The 22,718-nt window shown below is 40.9% G+C and carries 26 protein-coding genes; 21 read left to right on the top strand and 5 right to left on the bottom strand.

The window, feature by feature from the left end; genetic code table 11:
• Positions 1-457 precede the first annotated feature (457 nt).
• The 3 genes from L0951_RS12915 to pyrH form a co-directional block, all read right to left on the bottom strand.
• Positions 458-1,039, bottom strand: coding sequence for a hypothetical protein (locus tag L0951_RS12915; RefSeq protein WP_209391260.1), 582 nt, complete (start codon positions 1,037-1,039; stop codon positions 458-460).
• 636 nt (positions 1,040-1,675) lie between these two features.
• Complete coding sequence (gene frr / locus L0951_RS12910; RefSeq protein ID WP_234111673.1) at positions 1,676-2,230, bottom strand: ribosome recycling factor; 555 nt, start codon at positions 2,228-2,230, stop codon at positions 1,676-1,678.
• A 15-nt stretch (positions 2,231-2,245) separates the two neighbouring features.
• Entirely contained in the window at positions 2,246-2,971 is a 726-nt protein-coding gene (gene pyrH, locus L0951_RS12905) for a UMP kinase (protein WP_234111672.1), read from the bottom strand.
• Positions 2,972-3,103: 132 nt separating this feature from the next.
• Here pyrH and porQ point away from each other — a divergent pair, with 132 nt between their 5' ends.
• From porQ to L0951_RS12880, 5 genes are all read left to right on the top strand, one after another.
• Positions 3,104-4,102: a type IX secretion system protein PorQ gene (porQ, locus tag L0951_RS12900; protein WP_234111671.1), complete on the top strand. Its 999-nt coding sequence runs from the start codon at positions 3,104-3,106 to the stop codon at positions 4,100-4,102.
• 94 nt (positions 4,103-4,196) lie between these two features.
• Positions 4,197-4,871 carry a (d)CMP kinase gene (gene cmk, locus L0951_RS12895; protein WP_234111670.1) on the top strand — a complete coding sequence of 225 codons (675 nt, stop codon included), beginning with the start codon at positions 4,197-4,199 and terminating at the stop codon, positions 4,869-4,871.
• A 105-nt stretch (positions 4,872-4,976) separates the two neighbouring features.
• Entirely contained in the window at positions 4,977-5,360 is a 384-nt protein-coding gene (locus tag L0951_RS12890; protein ID WP_234111669.1) for a YtxH domain-containing protein, read from the top strand.
• A gap of 81 nt (positions 5,361-5,441) precedes the next feature.
• Positions 5,442-5,750, top strand: coding sequence for a phage holin family protein (locus L0951_RS12885; RefSeq protein ID WP_234111668.1), 309 nt, complete (start codon positions 5,442-5,444; stop codon positions 5,748-5,750).
• Between the two features lie 4 nt (positions 5,751-5,754).
• Positions 5,755-6,252: a phosphoribosyl-ATP pyrophosphatase gene (locus L0951_RS12880; RefSeq protein ID WP_234111667.1), complete on the top strand. Its 498-nt coding sequence runs from the start codon at positions 5,755-5,757 to the stop codon at positions 6,250-6,252.
• Here the strand turns inward: L0951_RS12880 and folP are convergent.
• Positions 6,249-7,115, bottom strand: a complete 867-nt coding sequence (gene folP / locus L0951_RS12875; protein WP_234111666.1) for a dihydropteroate synthase — start codon at positions 7,113-7,115, stop codon at positions 6,249-6,251. The genes L0951_RS12880 and folP overlap by 4 nt on opposite strands.
• Positions 7,116-7,184: 69 nt before the next feature.
• A complete protein-coding gene (locus L0951_RS12870; protein WP_234111665.1) occupies positions 7,185-7,871 on the bottom strand; it encodes a zinc metallopeptidase in 687 nt (228 codons plus the stop codon).
• Positions 7,872-7,978: 107 nt separating this feature from the next.
• On the opposite strand from L0951_RS12870, the gene L0951_RS12865 reads away from it, so the two are divergent.
• The 16 genes from L0951_RS12865 to L0951_RS12790 all read left to right on the top strand — a co-directional run bounded on the left by L0951_RS12865 (position 7,979) and on the right by L0951_RS12790 (position 22,630).
• A complete protein-coding gene (locus L0951_RS12865) occupies positions 7,979-9,109 on the top strand; it encodes a GNAT family N-acetyltransferase (RefSeq protein ID WP_234111664.1) in 1,131 nt (376 codons plus the stop codon).
• Between the two features lie 107 nt (positions 9,110-9,216).
• Positions 9,217-9,426, top strand: coding sequence for a hypothetical protein (locus tag L0951_RS12860; protein ID WP_234111663.1), 210 nt, complete (start codon positions 9,217-9,219; stop codon positions 9,424-9,426).
• A 151-nt stretch (positions 9,427-9,577) separates the two neighbouring features.
• Positions 9,578-9,949, top strand: a complete 372-nt coding sequence (locus L0951_RS12855) for an NADH-quinone oxidoreductase subunit A (RefSeq protein ID WP_234111662.1) — start codon at positions 9,578-9,580, stop codon at positions 9,947-9,949.
• Positions 9,950-10,004: 55 nt separating this feature from the next.
• A complete protein-coding gene (locus L0951_RS12850) occupies positions 10,005-10,559 on the top strand; it encodes an NADH-quinone oxidoreductase subunit B (RefSeq protein WP_234111661.1) in 555 nt (184 codons plus the stop codon).
• 4 nt (positions 10,560-10,563) lie between these two features.
• A complete protein-coding gene (locus L0951_RS12845; protein WP_234111660.1) occupies positions 10,564-11,064 on the top strand; it encodes an NADH-quinone oxidoreductase subunit C in 501 nt (166 codons plus the stop codon).
• A 59-nt stretch (positions 11,065-11,123) separates the two neighbouring features.
• Positions 11,124-12,347 carry an NADH dehydrogenase (quinone) subunit D gene (gene nuoD, locus L0951_RS12840; RefSeq protein WP_234111659.1) on the top strand — a complete coding sequence of 408 codons (1,224 nt, stop codon included), beginning with the start codon at positions 11,124-11,126 and terminating at the stop codon, positions 12,345-12,347.
• A gap of 107 nt (positions 12,348-12,454) precedes the next feature.
• Positions 12,455-12,964 carry a complex I 24 kDa subunit family protein gene (gene nuoE, locus L0951_RS12835; protein WP_234111658.1) on the top strand — a complete coding sequence of 170 codons (510 nt, stop codon included), beginning with the start codon at positions 12,455-12,457 and terminating at the stop codon, positions 12,962-12,964.
• An 85-nt stretch (positions 12,965-13,049) separates the two neighbouring features.
• Positions 13,050-14,405, top strand: a complete 1,356-nt coding sequence (gene nuoF, locus L0951_RS12830) for an NADH-quinone oxidoreductase subunit NuoF (RefSeq protein ID WP_234111657.1) — start codon at positions 13,050-13,052, stop codon at positions 14,403-14,405.
• A 48-nt stretch (positions 14,406-14,453) separates the two neighbouring features.
• Positions 14,454-15,302, top strand: coding sequence for a hypothetical protein (locus L0951_RS12825; RefSeq protein ID WP_234111656.1), 849 nt, complete (start codon positions 14,454-14,456; stop codon positions 15,300-15,302).
• A gap of 43 nt (positions 15,303-15,345) precedes the next feature.
• Positions 15,346-16,383 carry a 2Fe-2S iron-sulfur cluster-binding protein gene (locus tag L0951_RS12820; protein WP_234111655.1) on the top strand — a complete coding sequence of 346 codons (1,038 nt, stop codon included), beginning with the start codon at positions 15,346-15,348 and terminating at the stop codon, positions 16,381-16,383.
• A gap of 30 nt (positions 16,384-16,413) precedes the next feature.
• Complete coding sequence (nuoH, locus tag L0951_RS12815; protein WP_234111654.1) at positions 16,414-17,487, top strand: NADH-quinone oxidoreductase subunit NuoH; 1,074 nt, start codon at positions 16,414-16,416, stop codon at positions 17,485-17,487.
• A gap of 341 nt (positions 17,488-17,828) precedes the next feature.
• Entirely contained in the window at positions 17,829-18,401 is a 573-nt protein-coding gene (locus tag L0951_RS12810; protein WP_234111653.1) for a NuoI/complex I 23 kDa subunit family protein, read from the top strand.
• Positions 18,402-18,896, top strand: coding sequence for an NADH-quinone oxidoreductase subunit J (locus L0951_RS12805; protein ID WP_234111652.1), 495 nt, complete (start codon positions 18,402-18,404; stop codon positions 18,894-18,896).
• A gap of 4 nt (positions 18,897-18,900) precedes the next feature.
• Positions 18,901-19,230 carry an NADH-quinone oxidoreductase subunit NuoK gene (gene nuoK, locus L0951_RS12800; RefSeq protein ID WP_048498184.1) on the top strand — a complete coding sequence of 110 codons (330 nt, stop codon included), beginning with the start codon at positions 18,901-18,903 and terminating at the stop codon, positions 19,228-19,230.
• A gap of 7 nt (positions 19,231-19,237) precedes the next feature.
• Positions 19,238-21,133: an NADH-quinone oxidoreductase subunit L gene (gene nuoL / locus L0951_RS12795; RefSeq protein ID WP_234111651.1), complete on the top strand. Its 1,896-nt coding sequence runs from the start codon at positions 19,238-19,240 to the stop codon at positions 21,131-21,133.
• A 3-nt stretch (positions 21,134-21,136) separates the two neighbouring features.
• Positions 21,137-22,630: a NuoM family protein gene (locus L0951_RS12790; RefSeq protein WP_234111650.1), complete on the top strand. Its 1,494-nt coding sequence runs from the start codon at positions 21,137-21,139 to the stop codon at positions 22,628-22,630.
• Positions 22,631-22,718 lie beyond the last annotated feature (88 nt).

Below are 22,718 nucleotides of genomic sequence, written 5' to 3'. Positions count from 1 at the left end.
TATGAGTTACTGCCCGCTTCAGGTACTGAAGATCCCGCCAATACTTTGCGAAAGCCCTGCAAAACCGGGCAGAAGGAATCGGAAAATACACCCTTGAAGGACGGCTCCTCCCACCGGAAGCACCAAATCGCATATTCCAAATGATGACCGCGCATTTTCATGCATCGCGGTCCGCCACAGGATTTTCTTTTCGTCACCCAAACTTTCTCTGCGAAATAAACTTTGCGGGTAAGGGAAATTATATGCTGAAACGAAAAATCACAGCATTTAAACCCTACAAAGTGCCACTTCTGCCCACAAAAAAAGCAGTAATTCTAAAAAAACTGCTTTGTGTATCTAAATTCTAAAAACGATAACTCCATAGACTGCCAAAAAAGCCCCGAAGGTTCCGTTCAACGGGCTTTCATTGTTGGCTTTTCAAGCCCAACGAAAGCTTAGTTATTACCTGCAGTTTTTTTTAGGTAATAAAGGTGTTTCTTATGTTTATTACTTTCCAACTTCCATCTTTTTGTTTTTCCAATAAGTAACCAAACCCAATTCCGAAAACTGTTTCATAATATATTGTTTCAATGTATGCAAGGTTATCATTGAAGTATACAGGATTTGAAAATTGATATAAATTTATGCGTTCATAAATTTCTGTTTTATTTGCCAATTTAATGTTAGGATTTAGTTTTGAATCAATATTTAGGGAATCAAAAACGTATTTATTTTGTTTCAACAAGTTTAGAGAATCTTGTTTCCGTGTTTGTTTGTCAATTTTGCCAAAGTCAAGTAAATGAATAATGTTTTTATTGAAAAAGGGTGGTGGTCCTGGTTCTTCCCCCAAAATTTCTTTTTGACTTGGAACATAAATTTGTAATTTTTGCAATTCAGGATTAACCAAAAATATTTTTTCAGGTTTTAAATTTTTTCGGTCAGATTCATATTTAATAAACGCATTTAGAATTTTGTTTATTTCTTGATTTTCTTCAGTTTTACTTTTTGCGCAACTAACGTTCAGAATGAATAAAATTACAAGAGTTAAAGTTATTTTCATTTTATTCGGGATTTCTGGTAAAATTCTGACTAACGTTAAATTTAAATATTGATAATCAAATAGTTATATGTTTTCATTTTTTGACTATTTGATTATCCAAAATAGTAAAAATTTCTTCGTTAGCGGCTAAAAACAACTCCGTTTTCGAGTAAGGGAATTCTGACTAACGCTTTAAATTTGTAATGATAATCAGCTTGTTGTAAAATTAAAAAAATACTCATTAGTCAAACCAAATTTAGTGATTTGTTTTTGAATTCTTTTTACCATTCCCAACTTTCTTATTTCGTCACCCAACCTTTGCCTGCGAAATAACCTTTGTGGATAAGGGAACTTGTATTCTGCAGCGAAGAAAACCCGCAGAACCTGCCTGTCGGCAGACAGGAACCCCTTCCAAATACTACCAAACGCCACAAAAAAAAGCAATAATTCTAAAAATCATAAAAGACTTTTGGTATTCCATTCATTGATAAAAAAAACTACTTCCTGCGCTTTTAGAAAGACTTCTAAACAAAAGATCGGGTTGAAATGAAGACAGAAGGGCGAAGACGAAACTGGCATAACTGTTGTCACAAAAAAACAATCAAAAAAAGCCCCCAAAAAGGGACTTTCCTATTTTGATCAATAAATCCGAAAACCTTACACCTTCATAATTTCCGCTTCTTTCGCTTTCAGTTTTTCGTCGCAGAGTTTTACATATTTGTCGGTGAGATCCTGGATTTTTGCTTCTCCGTCTTTGACGAGGTCTTCAGAGATGTTTTCAATTTTTTTCAGCTCTTTCATTCCATCTTGTCTGGCGTTTCTCACCACTACTTTGGTGGCTTCGGTTTCCGCCTTTGCACTTTTCGCCAATTCCCTTCTTCGCTCTTCGGTTAATGGCGGAACATTCAGGATGATGTTTTCGCCGTTATTGGAAGGGGCGAATCCCAAATTGGAATTGATGATTGCTTTTTCAATGGCACCGATCGCGGTCTTGTCCCAAGGTTGAATGGAGATCGTCATCGCATCCGGAACCATCAGGTTTGCAACCTGGCTGATTGGAGTCGGTGCGCCGTAATATTCCACCATCACATCCTGAATCATCGTGGTGGAAGCTCTTCCGGCACGGATTTTTTGAAAAGCATGATCAAGGTGTTTCAGTGCAGAATCCATTTCCTGCTTCACCATTTCAATTGTTAGTTCTATTTCTTCCATATTGCTAATTTCTTGTTACTCGTTACTGATTGCCCCTAAATTAACCAAGGTTCCAATTTTTTCTCCTTCCACTATTTTCAGAAGGTTTCCTTCTTTGTTCATGTCGAAAACGATAATTGGCAATTTATTTTCGTGACTTAAAGTAAATGCAGTCATATCCATCACTTTTATTCCTTTTTCAAAAACTTCTTCAAAAGTGAGCGAGTTAAATTTCACCGCGTTTTCATTTTTTTCGGGATCGCAGTCATAGATTCCATCTACTCTGGTTCCTTTCAGGATCACATCTGCATCGATTTCAATCGCCCTCAAAGTTGCCGCTGTGTCTGTAGTAAAATACGGATTTCCGGTTCCTGCCCCGAAAATCACCACTCTCCCCTTTTCCAAATGCCTCACCGCACGTCTTTTGATGAAAGGTTCGGCCACTTTGTCCATTTCAATGGCAGATTGAAGTCGGGTGAAAACTCCGGCATCTTCTAAAGCTCCCTGCAAAGCCATTCCGTTGATGACTGTTGCAAGCATTCCCATATAATCTCCCTGTACCCGGTCCATTCCTTTGGCGGCTCCGGCAACTCCCCGGAAGATGTTTCCACCACCGATAACGATGGCCACTTCACAGCCTTTCTCCACTACTTTCTTGATCTCATGGGCATAATCTATCAAACGGTCGGTGTCGATCCCATATTGTCGATTTCCCATTAAAGCCTCACCACTCAACTTCAGGAGGATTCTTTTATATTTCATTTTTAAAATGTTACAGATTTTTTCATTGCAAATATAAGGAAACCGAGATAATTTCGTTAATAGAATTATATTTGCGGGGAATTATTTTCCAAAAAAATCTAATTGTCTTATTTTTGCACGTCAACCGCTGATTTGAAAAAACTATCAATTGTTTCACTCCTCTCCTGTTCTTCCTTTCTGTTTTCTCAGGTGGGAACAAATGTCTATCCCTTCCTGAACACTCCCGTTTCTGCGAGACAGGCGGCTTTGGGTGGTGATGCGGTTTCTGTGCGTGATTATGACGTAGCCTTTTCTGGAACCAATCCCGGTTTGATGAATCTGGAGCAGGACAAGATGGTTTCTCTCAACTATGCGTCTTATCTTGCCGGAACCAACTATGGTACGCTGTCTTATGTCCGCGACCTATCTGAAGGCCATCTGATCGGCTTCAATGCGAAATACATGGATTATGGAAACATGCCGAGAACCGATGAAAGTGCGGTGACGAATGGAGCGTTTTCTGCCATGGATGCCTCTATCGGAGCAAGCTACGCTTACCAATTTGATGAAGATTTCACCATTGGTGGTGGCGTGAATTTCGTGACTTCAAAAATCGACAATTATACTTCGATGGCGGTAGTGGGAACCGCAGGTGTTACTTACCACAATGCACAAAGCAATGAAACAGTGGCTTTGGTTTTCAGGAACTTCGGGTATCAGTTCAAACCTTATAATGGAGTTCGCGAAACGGTAGCATTTCGGGTGGATTTGGGCTACACCAGAATTTTGGACGATTTTCCTTTGGCATTTACCATTACCGCGCACGATTTGCAGCAATACGACATTTCACAGGACTACGATAACAATGGGCAACCGATCAGCAAACTCCGAAAAATAGCCGACCATTTCTCTTTCGGGGCAGAACTTTTTCCGGGACAGTCTTTCAATGTGAGGTTGGGTTACAATGTCAAGCGTGGAAATGAACTCGCCGTCATTGACCAACGCAGTTTTGCCGGGCTTTCTGCTGGTTTTGGGATTAAGATTTCCTACTTCAAATTTGATTATGCACACGTAAGATACCATAATTCAGCCAATCTGAATATGTTTGGGATTGCCATGGATCTGATTGAACTCGGCGGAAACCGCAGATAGATCAAAACGGTCAGCTGAAGAAACCGAATTTTTTCTTAATTTTCAACAACATTTTAAGCTTTCACATTCCAAAAAATTTCAGGAAATTTGCGGTATGAGAAAACCTGTAATCGCCATTGACGGTTATTCGAGCACCGGGAAAAGTTCGATTTCCAAAGTGATCGCAAAAAAATTGGGTTTGGTGCACATGGACACGGGCGCGCTTTACCGAGGCGTGACTTATTTTGCGAACACTTGCTGCCAAAACGAATCGGGTGAAATCAATCTTCAAGCTTTCATTAAGAATCTAAAGCAAATCAAACTCGAGTTTAAACAGATCGGTGATGACCTGGTCCTTTTTCTTAATGGAAAAGACATTTCAAAAGAAATCAGGACCAATGAGGTTTCTGCAAACGTAAGTTGGATTGCCGCTCAAAAAGAAGTCCGCGACTTCCTGATGGAAACCCAGCGTTCGATTGCAGCGCAAGGTGGCGTAATCTTAGACGGAAGAGATATCGGGACCGTGGTTTTGCCCAATGCGGACTACAAATTTTTTCTCACCGCAAGTGTGGAAGAAAGAACCAACAGAAGATTTTTGGAACTCACCAATTTAGGCATCCAAACCGATGAAAAAACCGTGAGAGAAAACCTGATTTCCAGAGATAAAACAGATAGTGAAAGAGAAGTGGCACCTTTAAGGAAAGCCGATGATGCCATTTTGATTGACAATACCCACCTCAATAAAAACCAGACCATTGAACTGATTCTTTCCTATATTGATGACTTTTAACATTTTTTTATGAATTTCTTTTTTTTAAATGGTATATTAATTGTAACTTTAGGAGGAAATCAAAAAACACAATTACTTAACTATTAACAATAAAAATATCTAAAAATGTCTAAAAAAAGAAATAACGCAGCTGGCGTTTTGGCAGGTTTACTTGCAGGTGCAGCAGCAGGTGTAGTTCTGGGAATGCTTTATGCTCCAGAAGAAGGTAAAGAAACCAGAAAGAAAATCAAAAAGAAAGCCAACGATTTAAAAGATCAGGCGGTTGACCAATACGGAAAAACCACTGAGAAAGCAAAGGCTCAATACCAGGACCTCTCTGAAAAGGTGAAGGATAACTATCAAACCCTCTCTGCACAAGTGAAAGAAACCGCTAAAAACGTGGCTTCTACCGTGAAAGAAGGCTATGACAGATACAAGGATCAAGCAGTGGCGAAAACTGCCGAAGTCGTGAAAGACGTGGAAACAGAATTAGACGGACTGAAATCATAATAGGATTCCGTTTTATTCATTAGAAATAGAAAGGAACTTTGCGAAATAAGTTCCTTTTTTTGTAATTTTAAAAAAAATATTATGCTTCACCTTATAAAAGATTATGCCATAAAAAGAGCAGATCTTCTTAAAATGGAAGTAACCGAAAAATCGGTCACCTTGATCGGCGCATTGGCTTTTTTGGTTTTGACCGCTTTCAGTGCATTGTTTTTTGTGATACTGCTACTTTTCGGAATCGGATTCCTCATTGGCGAATATTTGGACAATTATGGCTACGGGATTCTAATCGTGGCAGCATTTTATTTGTTGATTTTGTTGGTTCTTTTTTGGCGCAGAAAATCCATCAAAGAACAAGTGGCCAACAAAATCCTGGAATCTTTAAACGATTAAAATAATGGGAACAAGATACAGCGGATTAGAGGAATTACGAAGAAAAAAGGCACTCTTAAAAAAGGAGGTAGCCGAAATGGAAGATTTACTGACTTTCGAAAATACTAAAGAAAGCTTAAGCGTTTTGACCAAAGGTTTTACCGATCCATTCCTGAAAGAGGAAACCGAGCCGGGCGGCGAAACAAAAGTCTCGCTGGATACCGGAAAAATAGTGAAAGAGATTTCGAATTCCATCAAGGATTATTTTATGAACAAACACGACATTTTTGGTTTTGTCAAAAGCGATGCCGGTGCGAACATGATCGAAAACGCACTCAAGATGAGCGCGGTTGCATTCGTCGGAAATTATGCCAAGAAAAATCTATATGGTGCTGGTTGGAAGAAAAAACTGATCGGTGTCGCCTTGATTTATCTGGCACCCATTTTATTGAGATGGGTCCGCGAAAAATTGGAGCAATACGAAAAAAACAAAGCTACTTCCAGTATGGAGCAGCTGATTTAGAGCCCTGAATTTTCAAAATCGCGAATGGTCTTAAAGGTTTCAGCCACATCATGCACACGAAGAATTTTTGCTCCTTTTTGTAACGCTTTTTTATGAAGCCGCTGTGTTTCTTCATTGATTTCCAAAGGTGATTTACCCAGCGGTTTATAAATGAACGATTTTCGGGAGATTCCCACCAATAAAGGCATTTTTCCAAACCCGACAAACTCCAGTTCGTCCATCGTTTGGTGATTTTGTGCCACGGTTTTTCCAAATCCGAAACCGGGGTCCAAAATGATATCCTTCACTCCAGTTTCCTGCAATTGAAGCACTTTACCGGAAAAATATCTGTTGATGTTTAAGATCACGTCTTCCTCGATCAGCTTTTCGTGCATCGATGGGTAGGTTGGATTGACATGCATCAGAATATAGGGAAGCCCAGTCTCTCCTACTGTTTCGAACATTTTATCATCATAATTTCCGCCGGAAATATCGTTCACAATGTCGATTCCCTGATCGAAACCGAATTTCACGACCTCTGCATAAAAAGTATCCAGGGATATCAAAACTTCTGGAAACTCTTTCTTAATGATAGAAATCATATTTCCAATTCTGCGAATTTCTTCCTGAGGGCTTAAAAATTCCGCATTTGGTCTCGTTGACTGTGGCCCGATATCTATAATGTGGGCTCCTTCTTTCACCATTTGTTCGGCGTGAACCAACGCTGACTTTTCGTCATCAAACCTTCCACCATCAGAGAAGGAATCCGGAGTCAGATTCAGAATCCCCATGATTTTCGGAGCATCCAGATTCACCAGTTTTCCGCAACAATTAATTGAGAAATGGCGATCGACATCAAGAATATTCTGAGAGGTTGCTTTCATAATATATGTAAAAAAATAAAGGGTAATTTACAAATTCTATAAATTACCCCACAATGATTTTCTCTATTTTTAATCCCGTCTTCCACTTAGCATAGAAGCGAAATAAATCAACTGCGCCAGTGAACCCAGAGCTGCAACGACGTAAGTTCTTGCCGCCCATTTCAAAGAATCCTGTGCCGCGTCATGCTCACTTCTCCCTAATGTTCCCGAGGTTTCCAGCCATTTCAGCGCTCGGTTACTTGCGTCATATTCCACCGGCAAAGTCACGAACGCAAACAAAGTGGTCACCGCAAAAAGAACAACTCCAATGGTCAAAAGCGTTTTATTTCCGCTGGATGCCATGACCAGAATACCTGCCATCAAAACAAACTGCAATAATCTGGATGATATATTCACGATCGGAACCATTTTCGACCGGAGCTGCAGCATGGAATACCCAACTGCATGCTGCACGGCATGTCCACATTCGTGTGCTGCAACAGCTGCTGCTGCGGCATTTCTCTGCATATATACTTCTTCTGAAAGATTCACCGTTTTATCGGCTGGATTGTAATGATCAGTCAGTCTTCCCGGTACGGAAATCACCTGAACATCATTGATATTGTTGTCTCTCAACATTTTTTCGGCAATTTCCTTTCCCGACATTCCGTTTTGCAACTGCACCTGCGAATAGTAAGCGAATTTCGACTTCAAACGGTTTTGAACAATCATACTGACGATGAAAATCACCCCAATAATTAAATAATAACTTCCCATTTCCTCTTTTTTAGTTTTAAATAAATTGCCTTTTTACAAGTAAATAGCGTGCCAAAGTTTCGCATGTTCCTTGAGATATTTATCTTTGTTAATTCAAATCTAAACAGATGTCTGAAATAGTTGTAATTGAAGTAAAAGATGCCGGTGAATTAAAAAAATTCATCAGATTTCCGATGGAACTTTATAAAAATAACCAATATTACGTTCCACCATTAATTATTGACGAAAAAAAGGTTTGGAATCCAAAAGAAAATCCCGCTCTAGCCTATTCTGAAGCGAAGAAATATCTCGCGGTGCAGGATGGAAAAGTAGTCGGAAGAATTGCCGTAATCATTAACCGAAAAGAGGAAAAGGAATTGGGAATCAGCAAGGTGCGTTTTGGTTGGTTGGATTTTATTAACGATTTTAAAGTTTCCAAAAAATTATTGGATACCGCAATCAATTTTGCCAGGGAAAATAATATTCCAAAGATTGAAGGACCGATGGGCTTCACCAATCTGGACAAAGCGGGCATGTTGACTTGCGGTTATGACAAATTGGCAACCATGATCGGACTTTACAACTTCGACTATTATCCTGAACATTTAGAAAGAATCGGTTTAGTCAAAGAAAAAGAATGGGTGGAGTTCGAAATGAAATTCCCGGAAACGCTTCCGGAAAAGATAGTGAAATTCAGCGATTTAATCGCACAGAAATACAGACTGAAGGTCATCAAATTTAAAAAGAAGTCTGAAATTCTGCCACTCGTGGATTCCATGTTTGAGTTATTGGATAGAACCTACAGTTCGCTTTCCACATATACCCCTATTTCAGAGGAAGAGAAGCAAACCTACAAAGAGAAATATTTCCCATTCATCAACAAAAACTACATCATCTGCGTGGAAGACGAAAATCAGCAGCTGATTTCGTTTGCCATCACCATGCCTTCCTATTCCAAAGCTTTGCAGAAAGCGAACGGGAAGCTTTTTCCGTTTGGTTGGTGGCATTTTTTGCAGGCCGGGAAAAAGAACGACCGTGCCAACTTCTATCTCATCGGAATCCATCCGGATTACCAAAGAAGAGGAGTGACTGCAATCATTTTTAAAGAAATTTTCGAGCGGTTCAGTAAAATGGGAATCCAATTCGCTGAAACCAATCCCGAACTTGAGGAAAACAAGAGCGTGCAGCTTCTTTGGCAGGATTATGAACCAGTGAACCATAAGCGAAGACGAACATATTCTATGTCGGTAAATAATTAATGCTATACTTTTGGATCAGTGGATCACCATTCCATCCAATTTTGTCTTAACATAACCAGACATGCTGAATTCAATTTAATACCGAACTTAAAACCTCCTGCAAGATTATGAAACGGCAACTCTACCTCTACATCGGAATGATCATGATATTTATCATCTACAACCAATTTTTCCGGGTTGCAGATGAAAGATTAAATACGATCATTAATATTCTTTTTGCAAGTTTCCTTTTTCTGTACATAGGCTACATGGCATTTGTACTGTTGAAAAAGCTGAAAAATGCGGCGAAAAATGAAGATGATAAATCTATAAAATAAACCCATAAAAATTAGGATTTTGGCAATAGTATTATTTATTTTTAAAAATTCTAAATTGCAAATAGTGTCCAATTTCAACCGTTTTTAAAGGACTTAAATTTCTTGCTTAAATAGTAATTGACTAAATTTGCAGATTAGTAAAGACTAAGATATGATTTCACATGCAGATTACGGCTACATAATGATTCAGGCTCTTGTTGCACTGGGTTTTGTTGGAATTTCGCTTTTGGGCGCTCATTATTTGGGACCGCGACAAAAGGACACCACCATTGAAAAAAACAAAAACTTCGAATGTGGGATTGAAAGTGAGGGAGATGCCCGAACGCCGTTTTCCATCAGATACTTCCTTACCGCTGTGCTTTTCGTACTTTTCGATATTGAAATCGTGTTCTTTTATCCTTATGCGGTGAACTTCAAGGAATTCGGATTAGCCGGCTTCATGGCGGTTTTGACTTTCGTCTCCATTTTCTTTGTGGGATTCTTCTATGTATTGAAACGTGGCGCTTTGGATTGGAATAAATAATATTTCGGATTCAAAATCAATTTCAGTTTTTTTTTTAAATTTAAACTTTAGTACAATGTCAGATTTACCTAAAATAAATACAAACGCACCCGCTCCTCCGGGTTTAGAAGGTGAAGGATTCTTTGCCACAAAACTCAGCAGTTTGATCGGTATGGCGCGTTCATACTCACTCTGGCCACTTCCTTTTGCCACATCTTGTTGCGGAATCGAGTTCATGGCCACCATGGCTCCGAACTATGACCTGGCAAGATTCGGGGGTGAGAGAATGAGTTTCTCTCCAAGACAAGCCGACGTGTTAATGGTTTGCGGAACAATCTCGAAAAAATTAGGACCCATCCTTAAGGAAGTTTACACACAGATGGCTGAACCGAAATGGGTAATCGCAGTGGGCGCATGTGCTTCCAGTGGAGGAATTTTCGATTCTTACTCTGTGTTACAGGGAATCGACAAGGTAATTCCTGTGGATGTGTACGTTCCGGGGTGTCCGCCAAGACCTGAGCAAATTTTGGAAGGATTCATGCAGATCCAGGCGCTTTCGCAAAGTGAAAGCTTAAGGAGACGCGATCTTCCGCAATATCAAGAATTACTGGAATCTTTCAACATCAATTAATTTCATGGAATTTACCAATAGTTTTGTCCTAGAGGCCATCAATAGAGAATTTCCGGAGTCTGTGATTTCAAGTTCCGAACCGTATGGGTTTCTGACCTTGGAAATCAAGAAAGAGGATATCAAAAAAGTGATCCATCACCTGAAAGATAGCAGTCTGAACTATATGTATTTGACCGATATCTGTGGAATCCATCATCCGGAAATGCCGGAAAAGGAATTGGGAGTCATCTATCACCTCCATAATCTCGTGGACAATCACAGAATCCGACTGAAAACTTTCATGCCGAAAGAAAATGCAGAAGCAGATACGCTGACTGATTTATACGCAGCGGCAAACTGGATGGAAAGGGAAACTTTTGACTTCTACGGTATCAAATTTAAAGGGCACCCTGATTTAAGAATAATTCTGAACGATCCTGAACTCGGCTATCATCCACTTTTGAAGGAATACCCATTGGAAGACGGAACCAGAACCGATAAAGACGATACAATGTTCGGAAGATAAAGATGCAAATAGCTTCTGCTCACTTACAGGAAGCCAATAGCAAAAAGCCAATAGCAATTATGAAAGACAACGCACTCTCAAACATATTGAACCAGCACGAGTCTAAAGAACAGATTGACGGTCAACTCTACACCCTCAATTTGGGACCAACCCACCCTGCAACGCACGGAATCTTCCAGAATATCCTCACCATGGATGGTGAAAAAATCCTGCATTCCGAGCAAACCGTGGGTTATATTCACCGTGCCTTCGAAAAAATCGCAGAAAGAAGATACTTCACGCAGATTACCACCTTGACCGACCGGATGAACTACTGTTCAGCACCGATTAACAATATCGGTTGGCAAATGACGGTAGAGAAACTGTTGGGAGTTGAGATTCCAAAGCGGGTGCAGTATATGCGGGTGATCATGATGGAACTTGCCAGAATTGCAGACCATTTGGTTTGTAATTCCGTAATCGGTGTGGATACCGGTGCATTGACAGGATTTACCTGGACTTTTCAGGATAGGGAACGAATCTATGACATGTACGAACAGGTTTGCGGGGGCAGACTGACCACCAATATGGGCAGAATCGGGGGTTTTGAGAGAGATTTCACTCCCAAATTCCACGAACTTCTGAGAACTTTCCTGAAAGAATTCCCCGCAAGATTTCAGGATTTCAGCGCCTTGCTTGAAAGAAACCGAATCTTCATGGATAGAACAATTGGCGTAGGTGCCATCTCTGGGGAACGTGCTTTAAGTTACGGTTTTTCAGGTCCCAATCTCCGTGCGGCAGGTGTAGATTATGACGTTCGAGTTGCTGAGCCCTACTCTTCTTACGAAGATTTCGATTTCATCATCCCTGTGGGAACTTCAGGCGATACTTATGACAGATTTATGGTGCGCCAACAGGAAATTTGGGAATCTTTGAAAATAATTCAACAGGCATTAGATAATCTGCCAGAAGGTCCATTCCATGCAGAGGTACCAGAATTCTATCTTCCTGAAAAAGCAGATGTTTACACAAAAATGGAGGCCCTGATTTACCACTTCAAAATCGTAATGGGTGAAACAAAAGTTCCTAAAGGAGAAGTTTACCATGCTGTAGAAGGAGGAAATGGAGAACTGGGGTTCTATTTAGTAAGCGATGGAGGCAGAAGCCCATACAGACTTCATTTCCGAAGACCTTGCTTCATTTACTATCAAGCATATCCTGAAATGATCACGGGTTCGGTAATCTCTGATGCAGTGGTCACTTTGAGTAGTTTGAATGTGATCGCAGGAGAATTAGACGCATAATAAACAATTGAGCAAAAATGAGCAGAGACTCTATTTTACCATCAATAAAATTTGAACAAAGTTATAAGCCCAGTTTCTTTCCACTTTGTTCCATAATCTAAAATAAAATGAGCGAAACAATTGCTTTTAAACCAGAAACTTTAGAAAAAGTTCATACGATTATCAAAAGATATCCTGAAGGGAAACAAAAATCTGCTTTGATTCCTGTACTTCATTTGGCACAAAAGGAATTTGGAGGCTGGCTGGATGTTCCCGTGATGGACTACGTGGCGGAAGTGTTGCGCATCAAACCCATCGAGGTCTATGAAGTAGCGACTTTCTACACCATGTTCAACATGCAGCCCGTTGGAAAATATGTTTTGGAAGTTTGCAGAACCGGACCTTGTTTGACGAGGGGAAGTGAGAAAATCTTAGACCATATCCGAACAAAACTCAATATTAAAGACGGAGAAACCACTGAAGACGGACTTTTCACCTTGAAGCCTGCAGAATGTCTCGGAGCTTGTGGATATGCACCGATGCTTCAGTTAGGAAAATTCTACCATGAAAATCTGACCACAGAAAAAGTGGACGAAATCCTGGATCTCTGCAGACAGGGAGCGATGAAGCTGGATTAAGAATATTTGAATCAAAATAAGATAATATAAAGCAAGAAGCCAAACCGATCAAGATCGCGAGCCAATTGCCATAAGCATCAATAAAATGAGTAAAAAACTTTTACTTAAAGACGCCCACATAGAGGGAATCCGCTATTTCGACGTTTACCGCAAACAGGGCGGTTATGAAGCGGTAGAAAAATCACTGAAAATGACGCCGGAAGCGGTAGTGGAAGAAGTGAAAACTTCCGGACTTCGAGGTCGTGGTGGTGCTGGTTTCCCAACAGGATTGAAATGGAGTTTTTTGGCAAAACCAGAAGGCGTTCCAAGATATCTGGTCGTAAACGCCGACGAATCCGAACCCGGAACCTTCAAGGACAGATATCTGATGGAGTTCATTCCCCACCTTTTGATCGAAGGAATGATTATTTCCTCCTTTGCATTGGGCGCAAATACCTCTTACATCTACATTCGTGGTGAGTATTCGTGGATTCCGGATATTTTGGAAGAAGCCATTGATGAGGCCAAGAAAAACGGTTTCCTTGGAAAAAATATTCTCGGAACCGGATATGATCTGGAAATCTATGTGCAGAGAGGAGCCGGTGCCTACATCTGCGGTGAGGAAACCGCACTGCTGGAATCCCTGGAAGGAAAAAGAGGTAACCCTAGGCTAAAACCTCCATTCCCTGCGGTGAAAGGACTTTGGGCTTGCCCGACAGTGGTAAACAACGTGGAAACTATTGCCGCTGTAGTTCCGATTATCAACATTACCGGAGCTGAATATGCTAAAATTGGCGTTGGCCGTTCTACCGGGACTAAACTTATTTCCGCTTGTGGAAATATCAACAAACCAGGTGTTTACGAAATCGACATGACGATTACCGTGGAAGAATTCATCTACTCCGATGAATACTGTGGAGGAATTCCGAATGGCAAAAAACTGAAAGCCTGTATTCCGGGAGGAAGCTCTGTGCCAATTCTTCCGGCCAATCTCCTGTTGAAAACCATCAACGGTGAACCTAGATACATGAATTATGAATCCCTTGCAGACGGTGGTTTCGCGACGGGAACCATGATGGGTTCAGGTGGTTTTGAAGTACTGGATGAAGACCAATGTATCGTGGAACACACCATGACCTTATCCAGATTTTATGCTCACGAAAGTTGCGGTCAATGTACTCCATGCCGTGAAGGAACTCCGTGGATGTATAAAATCTTAAAGAAAATTGAAAGTGGCGAAGGAACCTCTGCCGATATTGATTTACTATGGGATGTGCAAAGAAAAATTGAAGGAAACACGATCTGTCCACTTGGTGATGCAGCAGCATGGCCGGTTGCAGCGGCAATTAGACATTTCCGTGACGAGTTTGAATGGCATATCAATAATCCAGAATGCCTGACCAGAAATTATGGTTTGGCCAATTATGCAGACCCGATTCCGGTGGCAGCAAAAGCAGAATAATTGCGGAATAGAAAAAATAGAGCAAAGAGAGTTCGACCCTAAGAATATATGAAGAAATTTTTCGCAGTCTTGATCATGTGTGGAGGTTTATTTTTCACATTCGCGCAAAACGAAAACTCAGTAAAACCTGAACAATACAAGGAAGTAAAGAGTCCATTGACCAAAAAAGGACAAATATTTGTCTTTTATGGCTGGAACAGAGGAGCGTTCACCAATTCAGACATCCGTTTTTCAGGAAATGGATATGATTTCAAGCTAGAAAATGTGGTTGCACATGATCGCCCCACGAAGTTCGGTTTGGTATATTTCGATCCAGCTTGGTTTACCGTAACACAGTACAATTTCAGACTGGGATATTTTATCAAGGATAATTTAGCACTCGTTTTGGGAATAGACCACATGAAATATGTGATGGATCAGGACCAGACGGTAAAGTTTTCAGGAAATATATCCGATCCGGTTTATGCAGGAATGGTTCAAAACGGACAAGTCAATCTGGCTGATGAAAAATTCCTTACTTTTGAACATACAGACGGACTCAATTATGAGAACTTAGGGCTCGAAAAATACCAGTCCATCTCCAATAATAAAAACGTAGATATTGTTTGGAGTTATGGTGGAGGATTAGGAATTATGTTTCCAAAAAGCAATGTGAAACTTTTCGGAAATGAAAGAAGCGACCGTTTTCATGTTGCCGGATTTGGAGTAGATTTAAGAACCAGCATCAATGCAGTATTCTGGAAACATTTTCTGGCAAGAGTGGAAGTAAAAGCAGGTTATATCAATATGCCGGATATCAAAACCACACTGAACAATAAACCCGACAAAGCCAGTCAGGATTTCATGTTCGGACAAATTATGGGAGGTATTGGATATACCTTTAACACAAAGAAATAATTTAAGCCAAAAGCAATAAGCTGTAAGCTAAAAGCCAAGAGATATGAGCGAAGAAGTTAAAAAATTCAAAGTAACAATAGACGGACAGACCACCGAAGTGGATCCAGGAACCTCCATTCTGGAGGCAGCCAGACAAATCGGCGGAAAATCTGTTCCACCTGCAATGTGCTATTACAAACCCCTGGAAGGAAGCGGCGGAAGATGCCGAACCTGCTTGGTAGAAGTTTCGAAAGGTTCGGAAGCAGATCCGAGACCCATGCCGAAACTGGTGGCAAGTTGCCGGACAACTGTTATGGACGGGATGGAAATAAAAAACAGCACTTCCGAAAGAGTGTTGGATGCCCGAGAAGGAGTCACCGAATTCTTGCTGATCAATCACCCACTCGATTGCCCTGTTTGCGATCAGGCCGGAGAATGTCATTTACAGGATTTGGGCTACGTTCACGGTTTGGAAGAAACCAGAACTGAGTTTACCAGAAGAACCTTCGAACCTGAAGATATTGGTCCATACATCAAATTGAATATGAACCGATGTATTCTCTGTGCGAGATGTGTTTTGGCAGCCAACCAATTGACTGAGGAAAGAGAACACGGAATTTTGTTCAGAGGAGATCATGCAGAGATTTCCACTTATCTAAATAAAGCTCTGGAAAACGATTTTATCGGAAACGTGATTGACGTTTGCCCGGTTGGAGCTTTAACGGACAGAACTTCCCGTTTCGCGAGCAGAGTTTGGTTCACCAAACCGATGAACGCCCACTGCGAATGCGACAAGTGCTCCGGAAAAGCAGTTCTTTGGATGAAAGGCGACGAAGTAATCCGTGTCACCGCAAGAAAAGACCAATTTGACGAGGTGCAGGATTGGATCTGCAATGACTGCCGTTTCCATAAAAAAGACCTGAAACTATGGACTGTAGAAGGTCCAAGACATATCGACCGACATTCTGTGATCTCACTAAATCACTACGAAAAACCGGAAAACATGATTTCTATGCTCAATAATCCGGACGCCAAAGAACTCAGTCCGAAAGACGAAGAGAAATCTCGAAAAGGAATCGACGAAAATTTTTTATTGATGTAATGACCGACTGAAAAGTCAATTTTTAAAATAATGGAATTAATCACTTTTAAGATCATACTGGTTCTCGCGCTATTTTTATTGGCACTCACCGTTGCCGCATATTCCACGTGGGCAGAAAGAAAAGTTGCAGCCATCATGCAAGACAGAATCGGGCCGAACAGATCCGGACCATTCGGGATTTTGCAGCCGCTTGCAGATGGTGGAAAGTTTTTCTTCAAAGAAGACTTCACTCCTGCACAGGCTGAAAAATTCCTTTTCGTGATCGGCCCCTCACTGGTGATGTTTATTTCACTGATTACCGGTGCGGTAATTCCTTGGGGAAAAACCCTTAATATTGGCGGAACCTCTTTCGACTTGCAGGTTGCGAATATCGATATCGGAGTTTTGTTCCTCATTGGAATGGTTTCCATTGGTGTGTACGGAATTTTGCTCGGAGGTTGGGCTTCCAATAACAAGTTTTCCCTCATTGGGGCGATCCGTGCAAGTTCACAGATGATTTCTTATGAATTGGCGATGGGATTGTCTTTGCTGGCAATCATCATGATGTCTGGTTCACTGGATTTGAAAGTGATAGTCGAGCAGCAAACCCATGGAAAAATCTGGGGAATTATCCCGGAAATTTCAGGACTGAACTGGAATATTTTTTACCAGCCATTGGCTTTCATCATCTTTTTTGTAGCGGCTTTGGCAGAAACAAACCGTGCACCTTTCGATTTGCCGGAATGTGAAAATGAGTTGGTCAACGGTTACCACACCGAATATTCATCCATGAAACTGGGTCTTTATATGTTTGGGGAATACGTGAACATGTTTATTTCCAGTGCTTTGATTACGGTGTTGTTCTTCGGGGGATATAATTTCCCGGGAATTGACTGGGTAACCGAAAATTGGGGAGAAAATGCGGCAGGAATCCTGACCATCGTGTCGTTCCTGACCAAGACTTTCTTTGGAATTTTAGTATTCATGTGGATAAGATGGACCTTGCCGAGATTCAGATATGACCAGTTGATGCATTTGGGTTGGAAAAAGTTGCTCCCATTCGCATTGCTGAATCTGATGTTGACGGCAGCAATCATTTTGGCGTATCATCATTACGTGGCTTAAAAGTATATTTGAGGCCTGTCTGCCTAAAGGTAGATTTAAAATTGTACCTCGAAAAGAAGAACGACAGAACTTTTTTAGCCCCGATTGCAACGGCATCCTTTTTTGGTGATGGAGCGAAGCGGAATCGCTAAAAAAGATATAGTGGAAAGCGGGACCGGACTTGAAAAGAAGCGAGCCGCGTGTTGCTCCCAATAAATAAAATAATGAAATGGAAATTTTCTTTTCCCCAACACTAAAGGGAGGAAAATTTTTAAAAAATTCACTAATTCTTACCCTTTTGCGAGGGGAAAATCATGGTAGTGAATTTTGAATAATATAAAAATTAAAATATATTTCTGAAAATGAAATTAACAGATAGATCAAAAGTGGTTTCCAACAAGAAGATGACGTTTGGTGAGCGGCTCTATATTCCTGCGGTCCTGAAAGGGATGGGAATTACGATGCGCCACGCCGCGAAATCGGTTTTTGGAGACGGTGTTGCCACGATTCAGTATCCTGAAGAGGTTCGGCCGAGAGTGAAAGTTTGGCGTGGACTCCACGTGTTGAAACGTGACGATGAAGGCCGCGAAAGGTGTACCGCTTGTGGACTTTGTGCAGTGATTTGTCCTGCAGAAGCGATTACGATGACCGCTGCAGAGCGTACCAAAGACGAAATGGATCTCTACCGGGAAGAAAAATATGCTTCGGTTTACGAAATCAATATGCTGCGTTGCATTTTCTGCGGATTGTGTGAAGAAGCTTGCCCGAAATCTGCGATTTACCTCACAGACAGACTGGTTCCGGTGGAAGAAAACCGTGGTAGTTTTGTGTATGGAAAAGACAAACTGGTTGAAAAAATCAATGAGCGGATCAATGTTTCCGACAGACAAACCCAGTTGCAGAGAGAATCATTGGAAAAAAAATCACTGAAATAGATGGAACAGCTGTTATTTTTCTTTGTCGCATTTTGCGCAGTTGCAAGTGCCGTTTATTTTGTATTTGCCAGAAATCCGTTATATGCCATTTTAGGGCTGATTGCTACTATGTTTTCGATCTCGGCAATGTATATCTTGCTGAACGCACAGTTCCTGGGAATTGTGCAGATCATCGTTTACACCGGTGCAATCATGGTGTTATTCCTTTATATTTTGATGATGCTGAATCTGAAAAAAGAAAATGAAGGCAAAAAGCAGAACCTGATGAAGTTCATCGGAGTTTTTTCTGCGGGATTGCTTTTGGTGGGAATTCTTGGTGCTTTCAGAGGAATAAAGTTAGGGACTGTCGCCGGAAACATAGACGGAAGCGTGGGTCTGACCAAGAACTTGGGAAGACTTTTGTTTAACGAGTATGTCCTTCCTTTCGAATTGGCTTCACTGCTTATTTTGGCTGGAATCGTGGGTGCAGTTTTAATCGGTAAAAAAGATTTGTAGAATTATGGGAGAAGTTAGTTCATTTATTCAGACTGTTCCGCTGGAATATTTCCTTATTCTGTGTTCGGTTCTTTTCAGTTTGGGAGTATTGGGAGTATTAATTCGAAAAAACGCCATCATCATTTTGGGTTGTGTAGAGTTGATGCTGAATTCTGTGAATCTTTTGCTCGCGGCTTTTTCAAGCTATAAAGGCGATGGAAACGGGCAGATTCTGGTCTTCTTTATCATGGTGGTAGCTGCTGCGGAAGTGGCGGTAGGATTAGCCATCATCGCGATGATGTACCGAAACACCAAATCAGTGGATGTGAGTATTTTTAATAAATTAAGAGGATAAATAACGGATGGAAAATTTAGTTTACGCAATTATACTTTTGCCATTGCTGGGATTTTTGTTCAGCGGATTGTTTGGAAAAAACCTGCCGAAATCCTTGGTAGGAGCAGTTTCTACTTTGGTGGTTTTTGTTTCTTTCTGTCTTTCTTTAAGTATCTTCTTGAAGTTTGATGCAGATACCCCACCGAAAATCGTTCGGCTTTTTGAGTGGTTCAGGGTAAATGGAATTCAGGTCAATTTTGCTTTTCACATTGACCAACTGTCTTTGATGATGATGCTGATTATCACCGGAATCGGAGCTTTGATCCACCTTTACTCTATTGGCTATATGTGGACTGACAAAGGCTTTCACCGGTTTTTCTCTTATCTGAACCTGTTTATAGTTTCCATGCTGCTTTTGGTGATGGGAAGCAATTATCTGATCATGTTCATCGGTTGGGAAGGTGTTGGATTATGTTCTTACCTGCTCATTGGTTTCTGGTACAAAAACCAGGAATATGGAGCAGCCGGTAGAAAAGCATTCATCATGAACAGAATTGGTGACCTTGCTTTCATCATCGGGGTTTGTTTGATCGCTTATCACACCAATGCGGTGGATTATCTTTCTGTAGCTCAAAATTCTTCGAAATTTCAGTTAGACTCACCTATCATTATTTTCATCACAGCGAGTTTGTTCATCGGAGCCGTAGGGAAATCTGCACAGATTCCTTTATTCACATGGCTTCCGGATGCAATGGCCGGACCCACTCCAGTTTCTGCATTGATCCACGCTGCGACGATGGTTACTGCAGGGGTTTATCTTTGCGTTCGTTCTAATTTCCTTTATTCTTTGGCACCAACCACGATGGACGGAATTCTTTTCATCGGGCTTTTAACCGCTTTGGTCGCTGCATTTATTGGATTGAGACAAAACGATATTAAAAAGGTTCTTGCCTACTCCACCGTTTCACAATTAGGTTTTATGTTTGTGGCAGTGGGAGTTGGAGCCTATACAGTGGCAATGTTCCACCTGATGACCCATGCATTTTTTAAAGCCCTTTTATTCCTCGGTTCCGGTTCGGTGATTCACGCGATGAGCGGTGAACAGGATATGAGATTGATGGGTGGTTTAAAAGATAAAATTAAGATTACCCATATCACTTTCCTTATCGGAACATTGGCGATTTCTGGATTTCCATTCTTCTCGGGGATGATTTCCAAAGATGAAATTTTAGCGAGTACTTATGGAAGAAGCCCGATTCTTTGGGCTATTCTCTTCCTTGTTGCCACTTTGACGGCGATTTATATGTTCCGTGCCTACTTTCTTACTTTCTACGGTGAGTTCCGTGGAACGAAAGAGCAGGAAAAACACATTCATGAAAGTCCTTTGAATATGACTTTGCCTTTAGTTGTTCTTGCAATTTTATCCTTAATCGGTGGTTTCATCAATCTTCCGCATTTTATCGGACACGGAAGTTGGGCGAAACTCGACCAATGGTTAAAGTCAATCTACGTTTACGATGTAGAACTTCCGGAGGTGGCATTGAATACTGAATTGATTCTATTGACTTTGACGGTCCTCATGTTTTTCACCGTTTGGTTTATCGTAAGAAATATCTACGTGAAAAAAGGTAAAATGGCTCTTGAAGATTCCAAATATACAGGCTGGGAAAGACTTTCGAACAGAAAACTGCTTTTAGACGAATTCTATAACGCTACTTTCGTGAAGTTTGTGGAAGGACTCGGAATCGGTGGAAATATGTTCGACAAGGGAATTCTCAATAAGTTTGTGGAATTCATCGGTTGGGGAGCTGAAGATTCGGGAAGAGCCGCCAAAAGGATCCAAAACGGAAATGTGGAAAATTATGTCCTCATCATGTCTTTGGCAATCGGAATCATTTTATTTGTTAACTTTATATTACAATAATAAATGTCGTATCTGTTATTAACATTACTGCTGTTACCTCTTGTAGGTTCGTTGTTGGTGTTCGCGTGGAAGAATCCCGCAAGTAAATTCTTGGCATTGGGAATTGCATTGGCTGAAATGCTTCTCACATTCTTCATGCTTTCAAGTTTCGATTTCAAGCCGACTGTTGATGGAGTTTTACAGTACGAGATCAACTATCCTTGGTCCACATTCATCAAGAGTAACCTGCATTTGGGAATTGACGGAATGAGCATGCTGTTGCTTTTGCTGACCAATATTTTGTCGGTATTGATCATTCTTTCTTCATTTAACGAAAAACCGGGTTACAGAAATAGCTATTATGGTTTAATGCTGTTGATGCAGTTTGGATTAATCGGTGTTTTCACTGCTTATGACGGACTGTTGTTCTACCTTTTCTGGGAAATCACTTTGATTCCCATCTGGTTGATTGCCGGAATTTGGGGACAGGAAAGCAAGAAGATCCATTTCACCACCAAGTTCTTTGTCTATACTTTTGTAGGATCACTGTTCATGTTGCTGGGATTAATCTACGTGTACACCAAGTCCGCTTCATTTGAACTGACTGACTTATACAATGCAAATTTGAATTCTATGGAACAGACGGTAATTTTCTGGTTCATTTTCTTCGCATTTGCGGTGAAACTGCCGATCTTCCCTTTCCATTCCTGGCAAGCTGATACCTACACCTATTCACCTACACAAGGCTCAATGCTACTTTCTGGAATTATGCTCAAGATGGCGGTTTACGGATTATTGAGGTATTTGCTGCCAATTGCACCTGAACCGGTTCTCGGAATTTCCGGACAAATCGTACTGGTTTTGGCGATTATCGGTGTGGTTCATGGCGCACTGATCGCGATCATTCAAAATGATTCCAAGAGATTGGTTGCCTACTCTTCCCTTTCACACGTTGGTTTAATGACGGCGGGAATCATTGCTTCTGCGATTTTGACCATGGAGGGAACTTTTACCATTTCAGGTGGAGAAGGTGCCATGGTTCAAGCTTTTGCACACGGAATCAACGTAGTAGGACTTTTCTACTGCTGCGATATACTTTATAAAAGATTCAAAACTAGAGACATTCGGCAAATGGGCGGATTGGCAAGAGTCGCTCCGAAATTCGCTGTACTTTTTATGGTGATATTATTGGGAGCCATCGCGCTTCCTGCTACCAATGGATTTGTGGGCGAATTCATTTTGATTAAGTCCATTTTTGATTATAGTGTGATTGCGGCAGTAATCGGTGGTACAACCATGATTTTCTCATCAGTTTATCTTTTCAGATTTTATGGAAAGGCGATGTTTGGCGAAGGTGACACAGGGATCCTGTCATCAGTCCGAGATTTATCAAATGTGGAGTTTTCGGTATTGGCCAGTTTGGTTGCATTCGTCATACTGCTGGGACTTTTCCCACAGCCGATTATTGAAATGGTACATGAGCCTTTGAAGTTTATTTACTCATCAATGGTTAAATAGAATTTAAAGAAAAGAGAATAGACTTACAAATATTATTCTGCATTCCCATGGAATATTGATAATGATTTGTATCAACTTATAATTATAA

It is taken from the genome of Chryseobacterium sp. R2A-55 (genome assembly GCF_021401085.1).
Lineage (GTDB): Bacteria > Bacteroidota > Bacteroidia > Flavobacteriales > Weeksellaceae > Kaistella.
The sequence above is the reverse complement of the archived record's forward strand: the minus strand, read 5'-3'. Positions and strand labels throughout refer to the sequence as shown.

Excerpts from the sequence above, each read along its gene's own strand:
- L0951_RS12915 (WP_209391260.1), bottom strand. The coding sequence starts at position 1,039 with ATGAAAATAACTTTAACTCTTGTAATTTTATTCATTCTGAACGTTAGT.
- frr (WP_234111673.1), bottom strand. The coding sequence starts at position 2,230 with ATGGAAGAAATAGAACTAACAATTGAAATGGTGAAGCAGGAAATGGAT.
- pyrH (WP_234111672.1), bottom strand. The coding sequence starts at position 2,971 with ATGAAATATAAAAGAATCCTCCTGAAGTTGAGTGGTGAGGCTTTAATG.
- cmk (WP_234111670.1), top strand. The coding sequence starts at position 4,197 with ATGAGAAAACCTGTAATCGCCATTGACGGTTATTCGAGCACCGGGAAA.
- L0951_RS12890 (WP_234111669.1), top strand. The coding sequence starts at position 4,977 with ATGTCTAAAAAAAGAAATAACGCAGCTGGCGTTTTGGCAGGTTTACTT.
- L0951_RS12885 (WP_234111668.1), top strand. The coding sequence starts at position 5,442 with ATGCTTCACCTTATAAAAGATTATGCCATAAAAAGAGCAGATCTTCTT.
- L0951_RS12880 (WP_234111667.1), top strand. The coding sequence starts at position 5,755 with ATGGGAACAAGATACAGCGGATTAGAGGAATTACGAAGAAAAAAGGCA.
- folP (WP_234111666.1), bottom strand. The coding sequence starts at position 7,115 with ATGAAAGCAACCTCTCAGAATATTCTTGATGTCGATCGCCATTTCTCA.
- L0951_RS12870 (WP_234111665.1), bottom strand. The coding sequence starts at position 7,871 with ATGGGAAGTTATTATTTAATTATTGGGGTGATTTTCATCGTCAGTATG.
- L0951_RS12865 (WP_234111664.1), top strand. The coding sequence starts at position 7,979 with ATGTCTGAAATAGTTGTAATTGAAGTAAAAGATGCCGGTGAATTAAAA.
- L0951_RS12860 (WP_234111663.1), top strand. The coding sequence starts at position 9,217 with ATGAAACGGCAACTCTACCTCTACATCGGAATGATCATGATATTTATC.
- L0951_RS12855 (WP_234111662.1), top strand. The coding sequence starts at position 9,578 with ATGATTTCACATGCAGATTACGGCTACATAATGATTCAGGCTCTTGTT.
- L0951_RS12850 (WP_234111661.1), top strand. The coding sequence starts at position 10,005 with ATGTCAGATTTACCTAAAATAAATACAAACGCACCCGCTCCTCCGGGT.
- L0951_RS12845 (WP_234111660.1), top strand. The coding sequence starts at position 10,564 with ATGGAATTTACCAATAGTTTTGTCCTAGAGGCCATCAATAGAGAATTT.
- nuoD (WP_234111659.1), top strand. The coding sequence starts at position 11,124 with ATGAAAGACAACGCACTCTCAAACATATTGAACCAGCACGAGTCTAAA.
- nuoE (WP_234111658.1), top strand. The coding sequence starts at position 12,455 with ATGAGCGAAACAATTGCTTTTAAACCAGAAACTTTAGAAAAAGTTCAT.
- nuoF (WP_234111657.1), top strand. The coding sequence starts at position 13,050 with ATGAGTAAAAAACTTTTACTTAAAGACGCCCACATAGAGGGAATCCGC.
- L0951_RS12825 (WP_234111656.1), top strand. The coding sequence starts at position 14,454 with ATGAAGAAATTTTTCGCAGTCTTGATCATGTGTGGAGGTTTATTTTTC.
- L0951_RS12820 (WP_234111655.1), top strand. The coding sequence starts at position 15,346 with ATGAGCGAAGAAGTTAAAAAATTCAAAGTAACAATAGACGGACAGACC.
- nuoH (WP_234111654.1), top strand. The coding sequence starts at position 16,414 with ATGGAATTAATCACTTTTAAGATCATACTGGTTCTCGCGCTATTTTTA.
- L0951_RS12810 (WP_234111653.1), top strand. The coding sequence starts at position 17,829 with ATGAAATTAACAGATAGATCAAAAGTGGTTTCCAACAAGAAGATGACG.
- L0951_RS12805 (WP_234111652.1), top strand. The coding sequence starts at position 18,402 with ATGGAACAGCTGTTATTTTTCTTTGTCGCATTTTGCGCAGTTGCAAGT.
- nuoK (WP_048498184.1), top strand. The coding sequence starts at position 18,901 with ATGGGAGAAGTTAGTTCATTTATTCAGACTGTTCCGCTGGAATATTTC.
- nuoL (WP_234111651.1), top strand. The coding sequence starts at position 19,238 with ATGGAAAATTTAGTTTACGCAATTATACTTTTGCCATTGCTGGGATTT.
- L0951_RS12790 (WP_234111650.1), top strand. The coding sequence starts at position 21,137 with ATGTCGTATCTGTTATTAACATTACTGCTGTTACCTCTTGTAGGTTCG.